Raw genomic sequence first — 18,078 nt, forward strand, 5'->3', positions numbered from 1 at the left:
CATCTCGCCTTTCCGGTCTCGCCGAGAAGGCTTGGCGTCCTAAGGAGGAAAGGACTGTCAGAAGCGATCTGCGGCAAAAGGAGCGACGCGCGCCGCATCGCCGTGTCCGGCGATAAGATCGGCGACCAGCCGCGCCGTGATCGGCGCCAATGTCAGCCCGAGATGGCCATGGCCGAACGCGTGGACGACGCCGGGACTGCGGCGCGAGAGCCCGATGACCGGACGCGAATCGGGCAGCGATGGCCGGAAGCCGAGCCATTCCGATGACGGCTTGCCGAGCTGGGGAAAGATCTGCCTCACGCCGCGGTCGAGCAGCGCCAGTCGGCGCGGATTGGGCGGTGCGGCAAGCCCGCCAAGCTCGACAGTGCCGGCAACACGCAGCCGGCCGGCCATCGGCGTCATGTAGAAGCCGAGATCGACGGGACAGACCGGCCGGTTGAGCAGCGGCGCATCGGTTGAAAATTCGAGGTGATAGCCGCGCTCGGTCTCGAGCGGAACGCTGTCGCCGGCTTGTGCGGCGAGTGCGCGCGAGCGTGCGCCGGCGGCGATGACCACCGTCTTCGCTTTGATCCGGAAACCGGGACCGCTGAGCTCGACGCCGTCTGCGCCGGCCCTCAGGCCGGTCACTTCGGCCCTGGCCAGCGACGCGCCGCGTGCGACGGCCGCCTCGAGCAGGCGGCGCATCACCATGCTCGGATCGGTGACGTTCAGCGAGTCCGGAAAGTATAGGCCACGGGCCGCGATCGCCTGCAGGCCGGGCTCCAGCCCGGCGACCTGTAGCGGCGTCAGCACCTCCTGGTGGACGCCAAATTCGGCACGCAACGCCCGGCCGCCGGCGGCAGCGGCAAAGTCGCTCTCGCGGCGGTAGAGATAGAGGCAGCCATTGCGGCGCATAAGGTCCTGCAGGCCGGCCTCCTGCACCATCTCTCCCCAGGCCGGCAAGGCTTCCGACAGCAGCCCGGCAAGCGCCAAGGCATTGGCGCGGGTGGCCCCGGGCAGCGACTGCCTGACGAAACGGGCGAGCCATGGCGCCAGCTGGAAAAGCGCGGTCCAGCGCAGCGCAAACGGACTGTCGCGATCGAGCAGCAATTTCGGCAAAGCGCGCAGAACGCCCGGATTGCCGACCGGCATGCAGGCATATTCGGCGATCGTCCCGGCATTGCCGAAGGAAGCGCCGGAGCCCGGTTCGTTGGGATCGATGAGCAGGACCTCACGCCCCTCGCCGGCAAGCCGCAGCGCCGTCGCCAACCCGACAACACCGGCGCCGACGATGGCGATCTCGACTGTTTCGGATGCGGCCACGACTGACCCCTCAGACGAAGCCAGGCAGTTGCAGATGGCCGGCCGCAAGCAGCTCGGCCATCGTACTCAGCGCCATCCGCAAATCGTCGAGCGAACGGGCGGCGCCGACATTGATGCGCACCCCATGCTGTACCGGCTCGCGGCCGACAGCGAAGGCATCGCCGGGCAGCACGGCAACGCCGCGTTGCAGGCAGGTGCGGGCAAAGCCGGCGCCGCGCCAAGGTTCGGGGAGCCGCAGCCAGGCATGGGTCGACGTCGAATGGGTCTGGACATCGAAGCCGCCAAGGATGTCGCTCAGCACCGCCTGACGCTGGCGCAGTTCCTGCTTCTGTGCCTCGATGATGCGCGTTGCCGTCCCCTCCTCCAGCAATTGCGTACCGATCAGCGCCGCCATCGGGCTGATGCTCCAGCAATTGATGCGAAGTGCGGCCGCCACCTGGCCGGCGATGGCGCGCGGCGCGATGACGAAACCGAGCCTCAGCCCCGGCGCGATGCATTTCGACAGGCCGCTAATATGGACCGTCAGCTCCGGCTCGAGGCTGGCCAGCGACGGCGGCGGATTGTCGGCCAGCGGACGATAGACGTCGTCCTCGATGATCAGCACATTGTGGCGGCGGGCGACTGCGACCAGTTCGTTGCGGCGTTCGGCGCTGAGTGTAATCGTCGTCGGGTTGTGCAGTGTCGGCACCAGGAAGACCGCGCGGGGTCGAAGTTGCCCGCAGGCGGCATCAAATGCGTCCGGCCGCATACCGCCGCGATCCATGGCGACGCCCCTGAGATCGAGCCCATGCACCCTGCAGAGCGCATTGATGCCCTGATAGGTGACCTCGTCAGCGAGAATGACCTCGCCCTGCTTGGTCACGGCGCCAAGCACGCAATCCAGCCCGTGCTGGGCGCCAGCCGCCAGCACGACGCGACCGGGATCGCCGTCGCCGGCCACCGGCCGCATCCATTCGGCGATCGCCGATCTCGCCCACAACGGTCCTTCCGGCGGATGGTAGTCCTGCAGCGTGGCGTAGTGCCGGTGCTTGGCCATGCGCGGCAAGAGCAATGCCAGCGCATCGAGATAGGCTGAGGTCGCCGGCCGGTTGACCGACAGATCGACGACCCCGCTATCGTCGCTCGGAGCCGAGACGAAACCCGGCCTTTCGCCGGCATCGCGGGCGGCGACCGTGGTTCCGCGCCCCGGCCGTGCCTCGAGCAGGCCGCGCGCCTGCAGCGTCGACAGCGCCCGCGTCACCGTAGTGACGTTGATGCCAAGCGCCCGCGCAATCTCGCGCTGCGGCGGCAGCCGGTCGCCCACGGCAAGCGTGCCGGCAGCGATCCGTTCGGCAATTGCGTCGGCAAGGCGGCGATAGACCGGACCTTCATCCGAGGCGAGTTGCAGGTCTTGAAGCATGCGGATTGGCGGATTTCGGACTGTTGAGACGATTGGCATCTAGCATAAGACAATGTTCCGGACAATAGCACTTGTCTGGTTCATAAATTCAATATCCGATCGCGAAAATCCCACACAATCGGCAAAAAAGTCGCTTGACGGGGAAACTTGTCTGCATCTATGGTTCTTTAACCATCGATTGTGTGAGCATACAAGTTTGGTTTGCCGCCCTTGTGCGGTCAACGCCCCGCGAGACCGAGACATGCAACGCAAGCCCCTTTTCGTTTCGACCAACGGCCTTGGCGGCCGCACGACGGATTTCCACCGGTGAGCGCCGTCGCGACGGCCTGGCCAGCCGGCAACGCCGCCTCGGCACCAGCAGCCGACCTCAAGGGGTTTGTCGAATTCACCGATGTCGAGAAATCCTATGACGGTCGCACCTTCGCGGTGACGCGGCTGAACCTCAGCGTCGCCCGCGGCGAATTCCTCACGCTGCTCGGCCCCTCCGGCTCGGGCAAAACGACGACGCTCAACATGCTTGCCGGGTTCGAACGTCCGACCAGGGGCGTCATCACGCTGGAGGGCCGTTCGGTCGATCGGCTGCCTCCCTATGAGCGCAACATCGGCATGGTGTTCCAGAACTACGCGCTGTTTCCGCACATGACGGTGGAGGAGAACGTCGCCTTCCCGCTCTCGGTGCGCAAGATCGACAAGGCCGACATCACCACCCGTGTCGGCCGCGCGCTGGACATGGTGCGGCTCAAGCAGTTTGGCGACCGGCGGCCGACGCAGCTTTCCGGCGGCCAGCAGCAGCGCGTGGCGCTGGCGCGCGCACTGGTGTTCGAGCCGAGCCTGGTGCTGATGGACGAGCCGCTCGGCGCGCTCGACAAGAAGTTGCGTGAGCACATGCAGCTCGAAATCAAACAGCTGCACACGATGCTCGGCGTTACCATCGTCTATGTCACGCACGACCAGAGCGAGGCGCTGACGATGTCGGACCGCGTCGCCGTGTTCAACAATGGCGGCATCGCCCAGCTCGGCTCACCCGACGATCTCTACAACACGCCGCAAAGCTCGTTCGTGGCGAGCTTCATCGGTGAGAACAACACGCTGGCCGGCAAGGTCGAACACGTGGTCGGCAAGGAATGCCGCGTCGCTCTGGACGGCGGCGGCGCGATCACCGCTTTGGCCATCGGCGTCGCCGAGGGTGGCGCCTGCCATGTCGCCATCCGCCCCGAGCGGCTCGGCCTGGCGGCCGCAGCGCAGGCCGGCAACAGGCTGACTGCCACGGTCGACGGCCGCATCTATCTCGGCGATCACCAGCGCCTGCTGGCCAGGCTCGAAAACGGACAGGTGCTGACCGTCAAGGTCGGCCCTGAAGCGACCATGGCGAATGGGGAGCCGGTGTTGGTTTCCTGCGCGCCCGGTGATTGCCGCGCCTTCCCGGCCGATGCCGGAACGGCCGGATCGATATCAAAAACAACAGGGGAGTAAGATCACATGAAAATCACCAAGACCCGGCTGCTCGCGCTTGCGGCGGCAACCGCCTGGATGGCGATCGGCCATGCCGCCGTCGCCGACGAGCTGTCGATCATGGCCAGCGGCGGCGCCTGGCAGGACGCGCAGCGCAAGGCGTGGTTCGAACCGTTCACCAAGGAGACCGGCACCAAGATCGTCGAGCAGGAATATCTTGGCGATCTCGGCAAGGTCAAAGCCATGGTCGACACCGGCAACGTGCCGATCGACCTGGTAACGGTGGAAACCGCGACCGTGCTGCAGGGCTGCGACGCAGGCATCCTCGAGCGGCTCGACTATTCCAAGATCGCGCCGCGTGACAAATTCCTCGAAGGCTCCGCCCTCGATTGCGGCGTCGGCCTCGACGCCTATGGCGACGTGCTGGCCTATGACCCGACCGTGCTGAAGGAAGCGCCGACCTCGGTGCTCGACCTCTTCGACACCACCAAATTCCCGGGCAAGCGCGCCATGCGCAAGTTCCCGGCGCAGAACCTCGAATGGGCGCTGATGGCCGATGGCGTCGCGCCCGCCGACGTCTACAAGGTGCTGGGCACGCCCGAAGGCGTCGACCGCGCCTTCAAGAAGCTCGACACGATCAAGAAGGACATCGTCTGGTGGGATGCCGGCGCGCAGCCGCCGCAGCTCCTGGCTTCCAAGGAAGTGGTAATGACCACCGCCTGGAACGGCCGCATCCAGAACGCCATCGACAAAGACGGCGCGCCGTTCAAGATCGTCTGGAACAACCAGATCCTGGAATACGACATGATCGCGATTCCGAAGGGCGCCAAAAACCCGGATCTCGCCTACAAATACCTTGCCTATATCAGCCAGCCCGAGAACAACGCCAAGCTCGCTAGCTACATCACCTACGGACCGGTGCGCATCGATGCGGCGTCCTTCGTCGCCGCCGACGCCTTGCCTAAGCTGCCGAACGCTCCCGAGCATCTGAAGGGTGCCTATCTCGTCGCCGACACCGAATTCTGGGGCGACTATGGCGAGGACCTGGTCAAGCGCTTCAACGCCTGGCTCGCGCAGTAGAAGCCGATGACGGCGATCCCGCCCAGCGAACTCGACCGGCCCGCGCTGGCCCGCGGCCGGTCAGCCGCCGATACCGACCTCAGGTCGGTGTCGGCGGCGATCCGCCGCGCCGAGTTCGGCGACCGGCTGCGCTCGCTGGCGCTGGCCGCACCACTGCTGGTGCTGCTGGCGCTGAGCTTCGGCATCCCGATCGTGCTGTTGCTGTCGCGCGCCGTCTACGATCCGACAATCGCCAATGCCTTGCCGCAGACGTCACAGGCGCTCAGCGGCTGGAGCGGCAGCGGCCTGCCCGACGATGCTGCCTTCCTGGCTCTAGCCGCCGACCTCAAGGACAATCAGGCCAAGGGCACCGCCTATGAACTCGCCAAGAGCCTGAACGCCCGCTTGCCCGGCGCGCGCAGCCAGGTGCTGAAGACGGTGCGCCAGCTCGAAGGCGCCGGCGACAAGCCGCCGCTGGAGGTGGTGAAATCCGTGCCGTTCTGGTCGCAGCCGGGCACATGGCCGGCGATCGCCAACGGCACCCACGCCGTGACCTCGTTCTATCTGCTCAGCGCCCTCGACCTGCGCTGGAATGCCGATGGCTCGATCGAACGCGTGCCGCCCGAACAGGCGATCTTCCTGCAGGTGTTCATGCGCACCTTCTTCGTCGCGGCGGCGGTGACGCTGGCGACGCTCTTGCTGGGCTTTCCGCTGGCCTATCTCATCGCCAGCGCGCCGAAGGGGCTGGCCGCCATCCTGATCGTTGCGGTGCTGCTGCCGTTCTGGACATCGATCCTGGTGCGCACCGCGGCCTGGACGGTGCTGCTGCAGAAATTCGGCCTGGTCAACGACATGCTCTTGTGGCTCGGCGTCGTCGACGACCGGCTCGACCTGATGTACAGCCGCATCGGCCTGATCATCGCCATGACGCATATCCAGCTGCCGTTCACGCTGCTGCCGATCTACAGCGTCATGCGCACCATCCCGCCGTCGCAAATGAAGGCCGCCTATTCGCTGGGCGGGCGGCCGTTCACAGCGTTTCGCCGCATCTATCTTCCGCAGGTCTTTCCGGGCGTCATGGCCGGCTGCCTGCTCACCTTTATCCTGTGCCTCGGCTACTACATCACGCCGGCGCTGATCGGCGGCGCCAGCGACCAGCTGATCAGCAACTTCATCGGCAACTACGTCAATGTCGAGCTGAACTGGGAGATGGCGGCGGCGCTCAGCTTCATCCTGCTGGTGTTCACGCTGGCGCTGTTCGGTATCTTCGCCCGCATCCTCGGCCTCGACCGGCTGAAACTCGTATAGGAGCTTCTCGCCATGATGCTGTCTCCCTATCCGACCACCGGCGAGCGCATCCGCATCGGGCTGTTGTGGCTGTGGTGCGGGCTGGTGATCCTGTTCCTGCTGGTGCCGATCCTGATCCCGGTGCCGCTGTCGTTCAACAGCGGCTCCTTCTTCATCTTCCCGCTCGAAGGGATTTCGACGCGCTGGTACGAGGTCGTGCTCGGCACGCAGCGCTGGCAGTCGGCGATCGGCAACAGCCTGCTGGTCGCCTTCGGCACGACGCTGATCGCCACGACGCTGGGCACGATGACGGCGATCGCTCTGGCCGACGAAAGGTTCCCGGGACGCCGCATCGTCATGCCGCTGCTTTTGTCGCCGCTAATCGTGCCTGTGGTGATCACCGCCGTCGGCTCGTATCTGTTCTACGCCCGCGTCGGGCTGGCCAGCACCTATGCCGGTATCATCCTGGCGCATACGGCACTTGCCAGCCCCTTCGTCGTCGTCACCGTGGCGGCGAGCCTGACCGGCTTCGACCGCAATCTGATGCGCGCCGCCGCCATCTCGGGAGCAAAGCCGGTGCGGTCGTTTTTCAAGGTGATGCTGCCGCTGATCCTGCCCGGCGTGCTCTCAGGCGCTGCCTTCGCCTTCGTCACCTCGTTCGACGAGGTGGTCGTGGTACAGTTCCTGGCCAGCGCCAACCAGCGCACCATGCCGCTCGAAATGTTCATCGGCCTGCGCGAAAAACTCTCGCCCGCGATCACCGCCGCCGCGACGCTGATGATGGGCCTGTCGATCGTGCTGCTGGTCGTGGCCAATATTCTGACGTGGCGCGGCCAGAAGCGGCCAGGCACGCGCGCATAGCCCATTTCAGGCGACAGGTGTCCAGATCACGTCGTCGATCCTAAGCGCGCCGGTGGCGAGCATGACCAGCCGGTCGAAGCCCAGGGCCGAACCGCTCGCCTGCGGCATGATGGCGAGAGCCGAGAGAAAATCCTCGTCCAGCGGATAGCGCTCGCCATAAACGCGCTCCTTCTCGTCCATTTCGGCGGCAAAGCGGCGACGTTGCTCGGCCGGATCAGTGAGTTCGCCGAAGGCGTTGGCGAGTTCGACGCCGCAGCAATAGAGCTCGAAGCGTTCGGCAACGCGCGGGTCGGCGGCGCTCGGCCGGGCGAGTGCTGCCTCCGAGATCGGATAGCCGTAAAGGATGGTGGCCCGCCCCTGCCCCAGCGCCGGCTCGACCTTTTCCACCATCACCCGGCTGAACAGGTCGGCCCAGTTGTCATCTTCGGCCGTGCGTAGCCCGGCCTGGACCAGCGCCGCCTGCAGCATTTCGCGGTCGGTGCTGCCGTCCGCGGCCACGGTAGTGAGCAGGTCGATGCCGGCATAACGCGAAAAAGCGTCGGCGACGCTCAGGCGCTCCGGCTCGGCGAACGGGTCGGCCTCACGGCCGCGAAAGCGGAAGGTTTTTGCACCGGCACGCTCGGCCGCCAGCGCCAGCAGCGCGGCACAGTCGGCCATCAGGCTCTCATAGGTCTCGCCGACCCGGTACCATTCGAGCATGGTGAATTCGGGATGATGCAAGGGGCCGCGCTCGCGGTTGCGCCAGACTGAGCCCAGGCTGAAGATGCGCTGCTCGCCGGCGGCAAGCAGCTTCTTGCAGGCGAATTCCGGCGAGGTGTGGAGGTAGAGCGGCGAGCGTACGGCGTCCGGCCCGATCGCCTCGGTGGCGAAGGCCGACAGATGCGCCTCGTTGCCGGGCGAGACCTGCAGCGCCGCGGTGGTGACTTCGATGAAGTCGCGCTGCGCGAACCAGTCGCGCATGGAGGCTGCGATCGCGTTGCGCTGGATCAGCCGCGGCCGGCGGTCGGCGTGGACGTCGGGCGTCCACCAGGGCGAAGCGGTGATCATCGGGCCAGGCTCATCGGCAATGGACGTGCACTGGGGGCTGGCGGTTCGAGCCAAGATGCGCTAGGCCGCAGCGGACGGCTCTCGCAGCCGATTTGTGCCAATCGGCTCTTTCAGGCCAACAAACTTTAGGATTGTTCCCCGTGGTGAAGGTCATCGCCAGTTCCCTACGCAAAGGCAACGTCGTCGATAAGGACGGCAAGCTCTATGTGATCCTCTTTGCCGAAAACATCCACCCTGGCAAGGGTACGCCCGTGACCCAGCTCGACATGCGCCGCATCGGTGACGGGGTGAAGGTTTCGGAGCGCTACCGCACCACCGAGCAGGTCGAGCGCGCCTATGTCGAGGAGCGCGAGCACACCTTCCTTTACGCCGACGGCGAAGGCTATCATTTCATGAACCCGGAAACCTACGATCAGGTGGCGGTGTCGGAGGGCGTGGTCGGTGACGCCGCACCCTATCTGCAGGACGGCATGCCGGTGCAGGTCTCGCAGTTCAACGGCATCGCGATCTCGCTGGTGCTGCCGCAGCGCGCCACCTTCGAGGTGGTCGAGACCGAACCAGTGACCAAGGGCCAGACGGCCTCCTCGTCCTACAAGCCCGCCATGCTCTCCAACGGCGTGCGCACGGCGGTGCCGCCGCACATCAGCGCCGGTACACGCGTTGTGGTGATGACGGCGGATGGGTCGTATGTGGAGCGGGCGAAAGACTAATGTATTTGGCGGGGCCGCCTGTTCGCCTGCAAGACTAGGTCTATTCCCTCATCGGCCCCAGCAGCCGGATTTGATCCGCTGCATTGCCTTCTGAGGCGGCTCGCTCAATAGTCCTGCCGATGTTGCAGACCATAGTGAGTCACTGGCCTCAGCTTATCTTGATCATTTCGGTGGCGATGGCGGCCGTCGGCATCGCTCATGCCATCATGACAAAGGAAGACGTGCGCGCGGCCACCGGCTGGGTGGGCGTGATGCTGCTGTCGCCATTCCTCGGCGCGATCATCTACACCGTAGCCGGCATAAACCGGATCCGTCGTGCAACGATCAGCGCGCAGCGGCCGGCCGCCGGTGAGACGGCAACTGCAGAGCGCGAGCGCGACATCGCCAGCGAAGAGCTGATCTTCGAGCGCTACGGCCAGCGTTTCGCCGGACTGAAGACATTGGGCGACAGGGTGGCGCGGCGCGCCCTGACGTCGGGAAACAAAATCACGATCTTGAAGACCGGTGACGAAGCCTATGCCGTGATGTGCCGGGCGATCGACGCTGCGCAACGCAGCATCCTTCTCGAGACCTACATCTTCGACAATGACGATGTCGGGCGGCTTTTCGCCGACTCGCTGGCCGGAGCGGTCCGCAAGGGCGTCAGCGTTCGCGTGCTGATCGATGCCGTTGGCGTGCGCTACTCGGTCCCCAGCATCCTGAAGCTGCTGCGAGAGGCAAACGTCACTGTCGATCTCTTCAATGGCAACATCGTCATGGGCCTGCGACTTCCCTATGCCAATCTGAGAACGCACAGGAAAATCCTGGTTGTCGACGGCATGGTGGCATTCACGGGAGGCATGAACATCCGAAAGGGATTCTCAGCCGAATTCGCGGGTTCCACCAGCGCTGGGGATACGCATTTCCAGGTCACCGGACCGGTCGTGGCCGACCTCTTTTCGGTTGCCGCCGAGGATTGGCGTTTTGCCGGCAACGAGGCGCTGAAGGGCGAGACATGGCATGTGGACAAGCCCTTGCCACCTCCCGATCAGCCTATGCTGGTGCGGGCGGTGGCGTCGGGGCCGGATGCCAGTATCGAGACGAACCACAAATTGCTGATGGGGGCATTTTCCGTCGCTCGCAAATCGATCCGTATCATGTCGCCGTATTTCCTGCCGGACCGGGAGCTGATCAGCGCGCTGACCACGGCAGCCCGGCGCGGCGTCGAGATCGACATCGTCGTGCCGGCGGTGAACAACCTCTTCCTCGTCGACCGCGCCATGACGGCGCAGTTCGACCAGGTGCTGAAGCACTATTGCCGCGTGTGGCGCCACGCGGGGGCGTTCGATCATTCGAAGTTGCTGTCGGTCGATGGGGTGTGGGCCTATATAGGTTCCTCCAACCTCGACGCCCGGTCGCTCAGGCTGAACTTCGAGATCGACATGGAGGTTCTGGATGCAGGCTTTGCCGCCGAGATCGAAGCGCGTATCGGATCGGCAATTCAATCCGCGACACAAGTGACGCTCGACGCCTTGAAGGCCCGGCCATTCATCGTTCGCCTGTTCGACCGGGTGCTGTGGTTGGGATCGCCTTATCTCTAGCCGGAACTATTTCTGGGGAAGACGAGCAGCAGACACGATGAAGAGAACCGGACGCAGCCTTCCCGAGAACATGCTCCTGTCCATTCGCCGCCGAAAATCCCGGACGACCAGGACCGAGCCGCGCGAGCCTGTGGACGGCGCCAGTGCGCTGGTCGCATCCTACAACGTCCACAAATGCGTTGGCGTCGACAGGAAATTCGACCCCGAACGAATTGTTCGCGTCATCCGGGAAATCTGCCCTGACGTCATGGCGCTGCAGGAGGCCGACAACCGTTTCGGCGACCGCGCCGGGCTTCTCGATCTTGGGCGTCTCGAAATGGAGACCGGCCTGGTGCCCGTGCCGGTGTCCGGAAACGGCAAGGGGCACGGCTGGCACGGCAATGTTCTTTTGTTCAAGCGCGGCACCGTTCGCGATGTCCATCAGATCAAGCTGCCGGGCCTAGAGCCGCGCGGGGCGCTGGTTGCCGAAATCGACATGGACGAGAACCGGACGCTGCGCGTCATCGCCGCGCATCTCGGCTTGCTGCGCCGCTCACGCTCCGAACAGGCGCGCGTCGTGCTCGATATCATGAACAGCCCGGACGAAAAGCCGACGCTGCTGCTCGGCGACCTCAACGAATGGCGGCTCGGCAACCGGTCCGCGCTGAACACGCTGCATACGACTTTCGGGCCGTCGCCGCCGGCAGTTCCCACCTTTCCGTCGAGCCTGCCGCTGCTCGCGCTCGACCGGATCATGGCCAACCGGCACGGGATGATCTCGTCAGTGGAAGCCCATGACACGCCGCTGTCGCGGGTCGCCTCCGATCATCTGCCGCTTACGGCTTTCGTGCACCTGTAGCTCACCCGTCGCGCAGCCAGACCAGCATCTCGCCCGGCTCGCGGTTGTCCCAGGCAAAATAGGGAACCGCCGTAAGCTTGGTCTCCTCCACGGCCGGCGGATCGGTACGGTAGAGGCCGCTGTCCCAGTTCTCCGCCGCCTCTTTCGTGCCGACGGCCGAAAGCGTGACGACACCGCCGAGAAGGTTCGGCTCGGCATGTGCCTCGATCCCTGCGGTGCGCGGCAAGGTGATGCGGTGCAGCTGGCCGGCATTGTCGGTCGCCTCGACACAGTAGATCAGCGGACCGCGCGCCAGTGCGACGCGGCCGATATCCTGGCGCACTTCGGGGTTGGCGAAGAGCCGGGCGATCGACATGTCGAGCTCGAGTTCGACGCGGTCGCCGCGCTGCCATTCGCGCTGGATCGCGGCATAACCGTCGCTGGTCACGCTCTGCAGATCGACAGCGGCGCCGTTGACCCTGAGCGCCGCCTTGCGGCACCAGGACGGCACCCGCAGGTGCAAGGTGAACTCGACCGGCGCCTGCGGCTCGACGCGGATCGAGACGGCGCCATCCCAGGGATAGTTGCTGGTCTGGACGAGCTCGACCTGCAGTCCCTTGATCTCGAAGCGGGCGGTCGAGTCGCCGTAGAGATGGACGGCCAAAGCGTCGTCCGACAGGCCGTAGAAATAGCTGCCGATGGACGCGACCATGCGGCCGATATTGGGCGGACAGCATGGGCAGCGGTGCCATTTCCAACGGTTGTGCCTGCCGCGACTTTCCAGCGGGTTCTCGTAGAAGAACAGCGAGCCGTCGAGCGACAGGCCGGAGATCGAGCCGTTGTAGAGCGCCCGCTCCATCATGTCGGCATAGCGCGCGTTAGGGCCCATGCCGAGCATCCGGCTCGCCCAGAACACCAGCCCGACCGAGGCGCAGGTCTCGGCATAGGCGGTTTCGTTGGGCAGGTCGTAGTCGGCGGTAAAGCCCTCATTATGCGCCGACGGCCCGATGCCGCCCGTGATGTAGAGGTTCTTGGTGGTCAGATCGTCCCACAGACGGTCGAGCGCCACCCTGAGCGTGTCGTCGCCATATTCGGTGGCGATGTCGGCCATGCCGGAAAACAGGTACATCGCCCGCACCGCATGGCCGACGACCTTGTCCTGCTCGCGCACCGGTCTGTGCGACTGGTTGTATTCGTAGGTCTTGAAATGATAGGCCTTCGGGTCGGCGCCGCGGGCGCGTGCCTCCTCGTCGAAATAATGCGGCTCCTGCCCGCGCTGGTCGATGAAGTATTTGGCCAGATCCATGTACTTCTGCTGGCCGGTGACACGCGCCAGCTTGACCAGCGCCAGCTCGATCTCCTCATGGCCGCAATAGCCCTTCTTCTTGCCGGGCTCGGGGCCGAAAGTGTCGGCGATATGGTCGACATAGCGGCACATGATGTCGAGCAGCTTGCGCTTGCCGGTGGCCTGGTAATAGGCGACGGCGCCCTCGATCAGGTGGCCGGCGCAATAAAGCTCGTGGCAGTCGCGCAGATTGGTCCAGCGCAAGCCCGGCTGGATGCGCTGGTACCAGCTCGACAGATAGCCGTCGGGCTGCTGCAGCTTGCCGTACATGTCGATGACAGCGTCGATCCTGGCCTCCAGCGCATCGTTGCGCCGGCGGTAGAGCGAGTAGGCGGCGGTCTCGATCGTCTTGCCCCAATCGGAATCCCAGAACATCTGGGTGGTCACCGTCGAGCCGGTGAATTCGTTGCCGGTGAAAGAAACTTCGTCGGGCGACGGCGAGTGGAACGGGATGACGACACCCGGCGATGGCCGGTCGGGGTCGATCTGCTCCAGCATGCGGGCCGCGACGCAGCGCTCGTAGAGGATGTCGGCGGTGCGCGAGGCCACCGCATCGACGCGGTCGCCCCAGAAGCCGCGCACATCGACCTGCGGCACCGGCAGCGGGCGGAAGGCGAGCATCGGCTTGCCCGAGGTGACGGTCTTGCCGGCGGGTTGTTTGGCGGATTGCGTTGCGGTCATCAATTCAACTCCGTTCGAATGCGATTGGTCATTTCACGGCCCCTGCCATCAGGCCGCGGATGTAGAAGCGCTGCAGCAAGAGGAAGAGGATCAGGCACGGCACCATCATCACGGTGACGCCCGCCTGCACCGCGCCCCAGTCGATGGCGCCGAAGCGGCCGGACTGGAGTGCCGTCATCATGATCGGCAGCGTGAACTTCGACTGGTCGGTCATCAGCACCAGGGCCGCCAGGAATTCGTTCCAGGCGCCGAGGAAGGCGAACAGCGCGATGGTGACGATGCCCGGCCAGACCAGCGGCAGCATCACCCTGATCAGCATGGTGACGTTGTTGGCGCCGTCCATGCGGGCGGCCTCCTCGATCTCGCGCGGCACCGCGTCGAAGGCGTTGCGCATCATGAAGATCGAGAACGGCAGTTGCAGCGTGACGTAGACGCAGACCAGCCCGGTCAGCGTGTTGTGCAGGCCGATCTTGGTCAGCACCAGGAAGATCGGCGTCAGGATCGACTGGAACGGGATCATGATCGTCGACAGGATGACGACGAAGAGCAGGTCCTTGAACGGGAAGCGGAAGCGCGAGAAACCGTAGCCGGCGAGCACGCTGACGATGACGGAAAACACCACCGTCATCACCGAGACATAGATGCTGTTTTGCGCCGGCAGCCAGAGCCCGTCGCCAAAGGTGTTGAGCGTGCCGTAATTTTCGACCGAGAAGCCTGTCGTCGGCCAGGGCGGCAGCGGCGGCAGGCGCGCCTCCTGCGAGGGCTTGAAGGCCGACAGCACCGTCCAGACGATCGGCGCCAGGAACAGCACCGAGGCGATCATGCCGGTGGCGTGCTCGGCGATGCCGAGGCGCAGGCGGCTGCTGCGGCTGCGTGCCTGCGCCATCAGTCGACCCCCTCGGGTTTGCGCAGCAGCCAGAGCTGGATCGTGCTGAGCGCGACCAGGATGGCGAGCAGGATCATCGACAGGGCCGCGCCATAGCCCAGCTTGAACGAGACGAAGGACTGGTTGAAGATCCAGTAGACGGCGGTCAGCGTCTGGTTGCGCGGGCCGCCGCGCAGGATGATGTAGAACTGGTCGAAGGCGAGGATCGAGCCGGCGACCGACAGGATCAGCGCCAGCGCCAGCGTGCGGCGCATCAGCGGCAGGGTGATGGCGCGGAAGCGGGCGAACGGCCCTGCCCCGTCGATCATCGCCGCTTCCTGCAATTCGGACGGGATCGACTGAAGGCCGGTCATCAGGATGATCATGGTGAAGCCGGCGACCTTCCACACGACCATGGCGATGATCGACCAGAAGGCCGGCTGGAAGGTGGCCAGGAGGTTGACCTTCTTCTCGGTCAGGCCGAGGTCGAAGGCGGCCGGGCTGAACAGGCCGGAATCGACATTCAAAAGCCACGACCAGAGCAGGCTCGCCGAAGCGAAGCCGATGACGGCCGGCATGAAGAAGGACGTGCGGTAGAAGCCGGTGAGCCGCCTCGGGCGTTCGATGAACAGCGCCAGCGGAAAGGCAACGGCGAAGATCGCGACCGTCACCACCAGCGTGTACCAGCCGGTGAAGCGCAGCGCATTCCAGAACCTGGTGTCGCGCAGGATCGCCCAGTAGTTGGCGAGGCCAATGAAGGAGTGCTCGCCCATCAGCGGCCAGTTGTGCAGCGACATCCACGCCGTCATGCCGAGCGGGATGATGAAGAAGACTGTGACCAGCGCCACCGCCGGCGCGACATAGAGCAGGCCGACCCACTGCCGACGCCCGGCGCCGACCAGCTTCCTGGGGCGGGCGGGTGCGGAGGTTTCTGCGGTGATGGTGGTCATGCGTGCTCTTCCGTTGGATCCAGCGAGGCGGCCCTACCTCCCCCTTGTGGGGAGGTCGGACCGCAGGTCCGGGTGGGGGACTGCGCCGCCCCCACCCCGCTGCTTCGCAGCGACCCTCCCCACGAGGAGGAGGGTAAGGAACGCTCCGGCCGCCCGGCCAGGGAGACGGGGCGGGCGGCCGGGTCAGGACCTTGGACGGCAGGGCGTTGCGCCGCTCCTGCCGCCCAGCCAGTCCTTATTTCTGCGGCGCCTGGTCGATGATCGACTGCATGGTCTCCTGCGCGTTCGAAACCGCGCCGTCGACATCGTCGCCGAAGAAGACCTCGTTGACCATCTGCGTCCACGGGCCGTTGGCGGAGTTGATCAAATCGTTGAACACCACCGTATAGGGCGTGCGGCCCTTGGCCATCGCTTCGGCGGCGATCTGGTAGCGCGGATCGAGATCCTTCAGCGCCTCCTTGGCGATGTCGCCGCGCACCGGCAGGCTGCCGTATTTCGCCAAAATGGTCTGGCCCTCGAGCGAATAGGCGAAGTCGAGGAACTCCTTCACCACGGCGAGCTTCTTGGTGCCCTTGGTGACGACGAAATTGTCGCCGCCGGCGAAGGACGACCAGCCACCGTCCTTGCCCGGCAGGAAGGTGACGCCGTAGTCGACATTCGGGTACTGCGTGTTCAGAGCGCCGATGGCGAAGGCGCCGGACGGCGTGATGCCGATATTGCCGGCGGCAAAGGCGGCAAAGAAGTTGGAGCCGGTGTCGGTCTGCGCGCCGGCCGGCACCAGATCCTTCTTGACCATCGAGCGGTAGAGGTCGATGGCGCCGCGCAGCTGCGGGCTGTCCAGCGTCGCCTTCGAGCCGTCCTCTGACAGGATATCGCCGCCCGAGGCCCAGATCAGCGGCGTGAAGGTGAAAATGTTGCAGCCACCGCAATTGCCGGAAAAATAGAAGCCCTTGATGTCGCCGCCCAGCGCGTTGACCTTTTCGGCGTCGGCTTCGATCTCGGCCCAGTTGGCCGGGCCCTTTTCGGGATCGAGACCGGCCTGCTTGAACAGTTTTTTGTTCCAGATCAGCACCGAACTGTCGGCCGAGAACGGCAGGCCGTAGATGCGGCCCTTGTAGGTGCCGGTCTTGACGTGGGCCGGCGACAGGCTGGCGAAATAGGGCAGCGACTTCGCCCAGTCGGTGATGTCCTCGAGCTGGCCGGCGGCGGAAAAGGCCGGCGTGTAGATCAGGTCGAGCGACAGCGCGTCGGGCGCGGTGCCGCCGGCGGCCGCCGCGCCATATTTCGGGATGATCTCGGCATTGGGGATGATGTCGAGCTTGATCTGGTTCTCATGCGCCTTGTTGAAGGCATCGACGATGCGCGGCATGAAGTTCGAGCCGTCGGCGCGCACCCAGATGTTGGCGGTGTCGGCGGCAAAAGCAGGCAGAGCAAAGATGCTCGCGGCAAGAGCGAGCCCGGCGATCATGGTCTTCATGGTTTTCCTCCTCATTGGTTCTCCTCCCTGTTCGGCCGCGCTTACCCGTTCACGGGGCAAGCAGCGGCCGTTTCCTTTGATGCATCTCGTTGCCCCAAAACCGCTGCGCACTTTTGGGCGACATGCATTGATCTCAGCCGCCTGGCGGACGGCCGCATGACTGACGCACCACCAGCCGGCACGGCAGTTTCCTGATGCCCGGCGCGGCCGCCTGGCCGCCGACGAGCGAAAGCAGGGCAAGCCCGGCCTCGCGGCCAAGCGCTGAAAGGTTCATGTCGACCGAGGTCAGCGGCGGGCGCGTCGCCTCGGCCACGATCTCCCAATTGTCGAAGCCGATGACGCCGACATCGTCGGGCACGCGGATGCCGCGCTCGCGCAGCGCATCGATGACGCCGCGCGCGATCTGGTCGTTGCCGCAGAAGACGGCATCAGGCGCCCTGCCCGCCTCGCCGTCGAACAGTTTGCCGACCGCCTCATGTCCCCAGGCTTCCGACCAGGCGCCGAGCAGCGGCTCGGCAACCGGCAGGCCGTGCTCGGCAAGCACCTCGCGATAGGCCCGGGCGCGCTCATGCACCACGGCGAAGCTCGCCGGACCGCTGACATGCGCAATGCGCCTGCGCCCCAGCCGGCAAAAATGCTCGACCGCCAGCCGTGCGCCGCCGGCATCGTCGGATACAAAACCGACGGCGTCGGGATCGGGTTGGGTGAAGGCATAGATCACCGGAATGCGCAGATTGGCGAGATCGACCGGCAGATGGCGGTCGATGCGCTTGCCGGTGGCGATGATGCCGTCGACGCGCTTGTCGAGCATGGCCTCTACATGCAGCTGCGCGAGCCGCATGTCGTCCTCGACATTGCACAGGAACACCGAGACGCCGGCATCGACCAGCGCATCGGAAACGCCGGACATCAGCGGCAGCGAGAAGCGGCCATAGGTATCGTTGGTAAGCAGCCCGACGGTGAAGGAGCGCCGGCGCAACAGGCTCTGCGCCAGGCTGTTCGGCCGGAACCCCAGACGCTGCGCCGTCTCGCGAATACGCTCACGCGTCTCCGCCGTCATCCGCCCCTGCCCGTTCAGCGCCTTCGATGCGGTGGCGACACTGACGCCGGCCGACGCGGCCACCTCGCGCAGGGTGACCGGTGTCTTGGCGGGCGCTGGCGAGGCGTCGGAGGACATGGTGCGCGGCGAGGTCCCTTAGCTGAGAAAAGGTTTTCTCTTGTCGCCCTGCGAGGCGCTGATTGGTGA

The 18,078-nt window shown here is 65.3% G+C and carries 15 protein-coding genes; 7 read left to right on the forward strand and 8 right to left on the reverse strand.

Translation table 11 applies throughout. The annotated features are described in order from the left end of the window. Positions 1–57 precede the first annotated feature (57 nt). Both DH08_RS12150 and DH08_RS12155 read right to left on the reverse strand, forming a co-directional pair. On the reverse strand, positions 58–1,302 hold the full coding sequence (locus tag DH08_RS12150; RefSeq protein WP_192179539.1) for an FAD-dependent oxidoreductase: 1,245 nt from the start codon (positions 1,300–1,302) through the stop codon (positions 58–60). Positions 1,303–1,312: 10 nt separating this feature from the next. Continuing rightward, the gene (locus tag DH08_RS12155; protein WP_192179540.1) at positions 1,313–2,701 is read right to left on the reverse strand and encodes an aminotransferase-like domain-containing protein; all 1,389 of its coding nucleotides are present in this window, start codon (positions 2,699–2,701) and stop codon (positions 1,313–1,315) included. Positions 2,702–3,007: 306 nt separating this feature from the next. Here DH08_RS12155 and DH08_RS12160 point away from each other — a divergent pair, with 306 nt between their 5' ends. The 4 genes from DH08_RS12160 to DH08_RS12175 are packed head-to-tail and all read left to right on the forward strand — an operon-like array spanning position 3,008 to position 7,360. Next, entirely contained in the window at positions 3,008–4,174 is a 1,167-nt protein-coding gene (locus DH08_RS12160; RefSeq protein ID WP_192179541.1) for a polyamine ABC transporter ATP-binding protein, read from the forward strand. A gap of 6 nt (positions 4,175–4,180) precedes the next feature. Further along, on the forward strand, positions 4,181–5,233 hold the full coding sequence (locus DH08_RS12165; protein ID WP_006204043.1) for an ABC transporter substrate-binding protein: 1,053 nt from the start codon (positions 4,181–4,183) through the stop codon (positions 5,231–5,233). Positions 5,234–5,239: 6 nt separating this feature from the next. Further along, entirely contained in the window at positions 5,240–6,520 is a 1,281-nt protein-coding gene (locus DH08_RS12170; protein WP_192179542.1) for an ABC transporter permease, read from the forward strand. A gap of 12 nt (positions 6,521–6,532) precedes the next feature. Next, on the forward strand, positions 6,533–7,360 hold the full coding sequence (locus tag DH08_RS12175) for an ABC transporter permease (protein WP_192179543.1): 828 nt from the start codon (positions 6,533–6,535) through the stop codon (positions 7,358–7,360). Between the two features lie 6 nt (positions 7,361–7,366). Here DH08_RS12175 and epmA read toward each other — a convergent pair whose 3' ends face one another. After that, entirely contained in the window at positions 7,367–8,407 is a 1,041-nt protein-coding gene (gene epmA / locus DH08_RS12180; protein WP_192179544.1) for an EF-P lysine aminoacylase EpmA, read from the reverse strand. A gap of 140 nt (positions 8,408–8,547) precedes the next feature. Here epmA and efp point away from each other — a divergent pair, with 140 nt between their 5' ends. From efp to DH08_RS12195, 3 genes are all read left to right on the forward strand, one after another. After that, on the forward strand, positions 8,548–9,117 hold the full coding sequence (gene efp, locus DH08_RS12185; RefSeq protein WP_192179545.1) for an elongation factor P: 570 nt from the start codon (positions 8,548–8,550) through the stop codon (positions 9,115–9,117). Positions 9,118–9,236: 119 nt separating this feature from the next. Next, complete coding sequence (locus DH08_RS12190) at positions 9,237–10,697, forward strand: phospholipase D-like domain-containing protein (RefSeq protein WP_192179546.1); 1,461 nt, start codon at positions 9,237–9,239, stop codon at positions 10,695–10,697. Between the two features lie 37 nt (positions 10,698–10,734). Beyond that, positions 10,735–11,535 (forward strand): endonuclease/exonuclease/phosphatase family protein, encoded by an 801-nt coding sequence (locus DH08_RS12195; RefSeq protein WP_120017041.1) that lies wholly within the window; start codon positions 10,735–10,737, stop codon positions 11,533–11,535. Between the two features lies 1 nt (position 11,536). Here the strand turns inward: DH08_RS12195 and DH08_RS12200 are convergent, their stop codons facing one another. The 5 genes from DH08_RS12200 to DH08_RS12220 form a co-directional block, all read right to left on the reverse strand. After that, entirely contained in the window at positions 11,537–13,540 is a 2,004-nt protein-coding gene (locus DH08_RS12200) for a glycoside hydrolase family 127 protein (protein ID WP_192179547.1), read from the reverse strand. A 28-nt stretch (positions 13,541–13,568) separates the two neighbouring features. Continuing rightward, entirely contained in the window at positions 13,569–14,426 is an 858-nt protein-coding gene (locus tag DH08_RS12205; RefSeq protein WP_006205735.1) for a carbohydrate ABC transporter permease, read from the reverse strand. Then, positions 14,426–15,355 carry a carbohydrate ABC transporter permease gene (locus DH08_RS12210; RefSeq protein ID WP_192179548.1) on the reverse strand — a complete coding sequence of 310 codons (930 nt, stop codon included), beginning with the start codon at positions 15,353–15,355 and terminating at the stop codon, positions 14,426–14,428. Before DH08_RS12210 ends, DH08_RS12205 begins: the two co-directional genes overlap by 1 nt. Before the next feature lie 235 nt (positions 15,356–15,590). Further along, positions 15,591–16,832, reverse strand: coding sequence for an ABC transporter substrate-binding protein (locus DH08_RS12215; RefSeq protein WP_192179549.1), 1,242 nt, complete (start codon positions 16,830–16,832; stop codon positions 15,591–15,593). Positions 16,833–16,965: 133 nt separating this feature from the next. Further along, positions 16,966–18,009: a LacI family DNA-binding transcriptional regulator gene (locus DH08_RS12220; protein WP_192179550.1), complete on the reverse strand. Its 1,044-nt coding sequence runs from the start codon at positions 18,007–18,009 to the stop codon at positions 16,966–16,968. Positions 18,010–18,078: the final 69 nt, after the last annotated feature.

The sequence above is a fragment of the Mesorhizobium amorphae genome (genome assembly GCF_014843845.1).
Classification (GTDB): domain Bacteria; phylum Pseudomonadota; class Alphaproteobacteria; order Rhizobiales; family Rhizobiaceae; genus Mesorhizobium; species Mesorhizobium amorphae_A.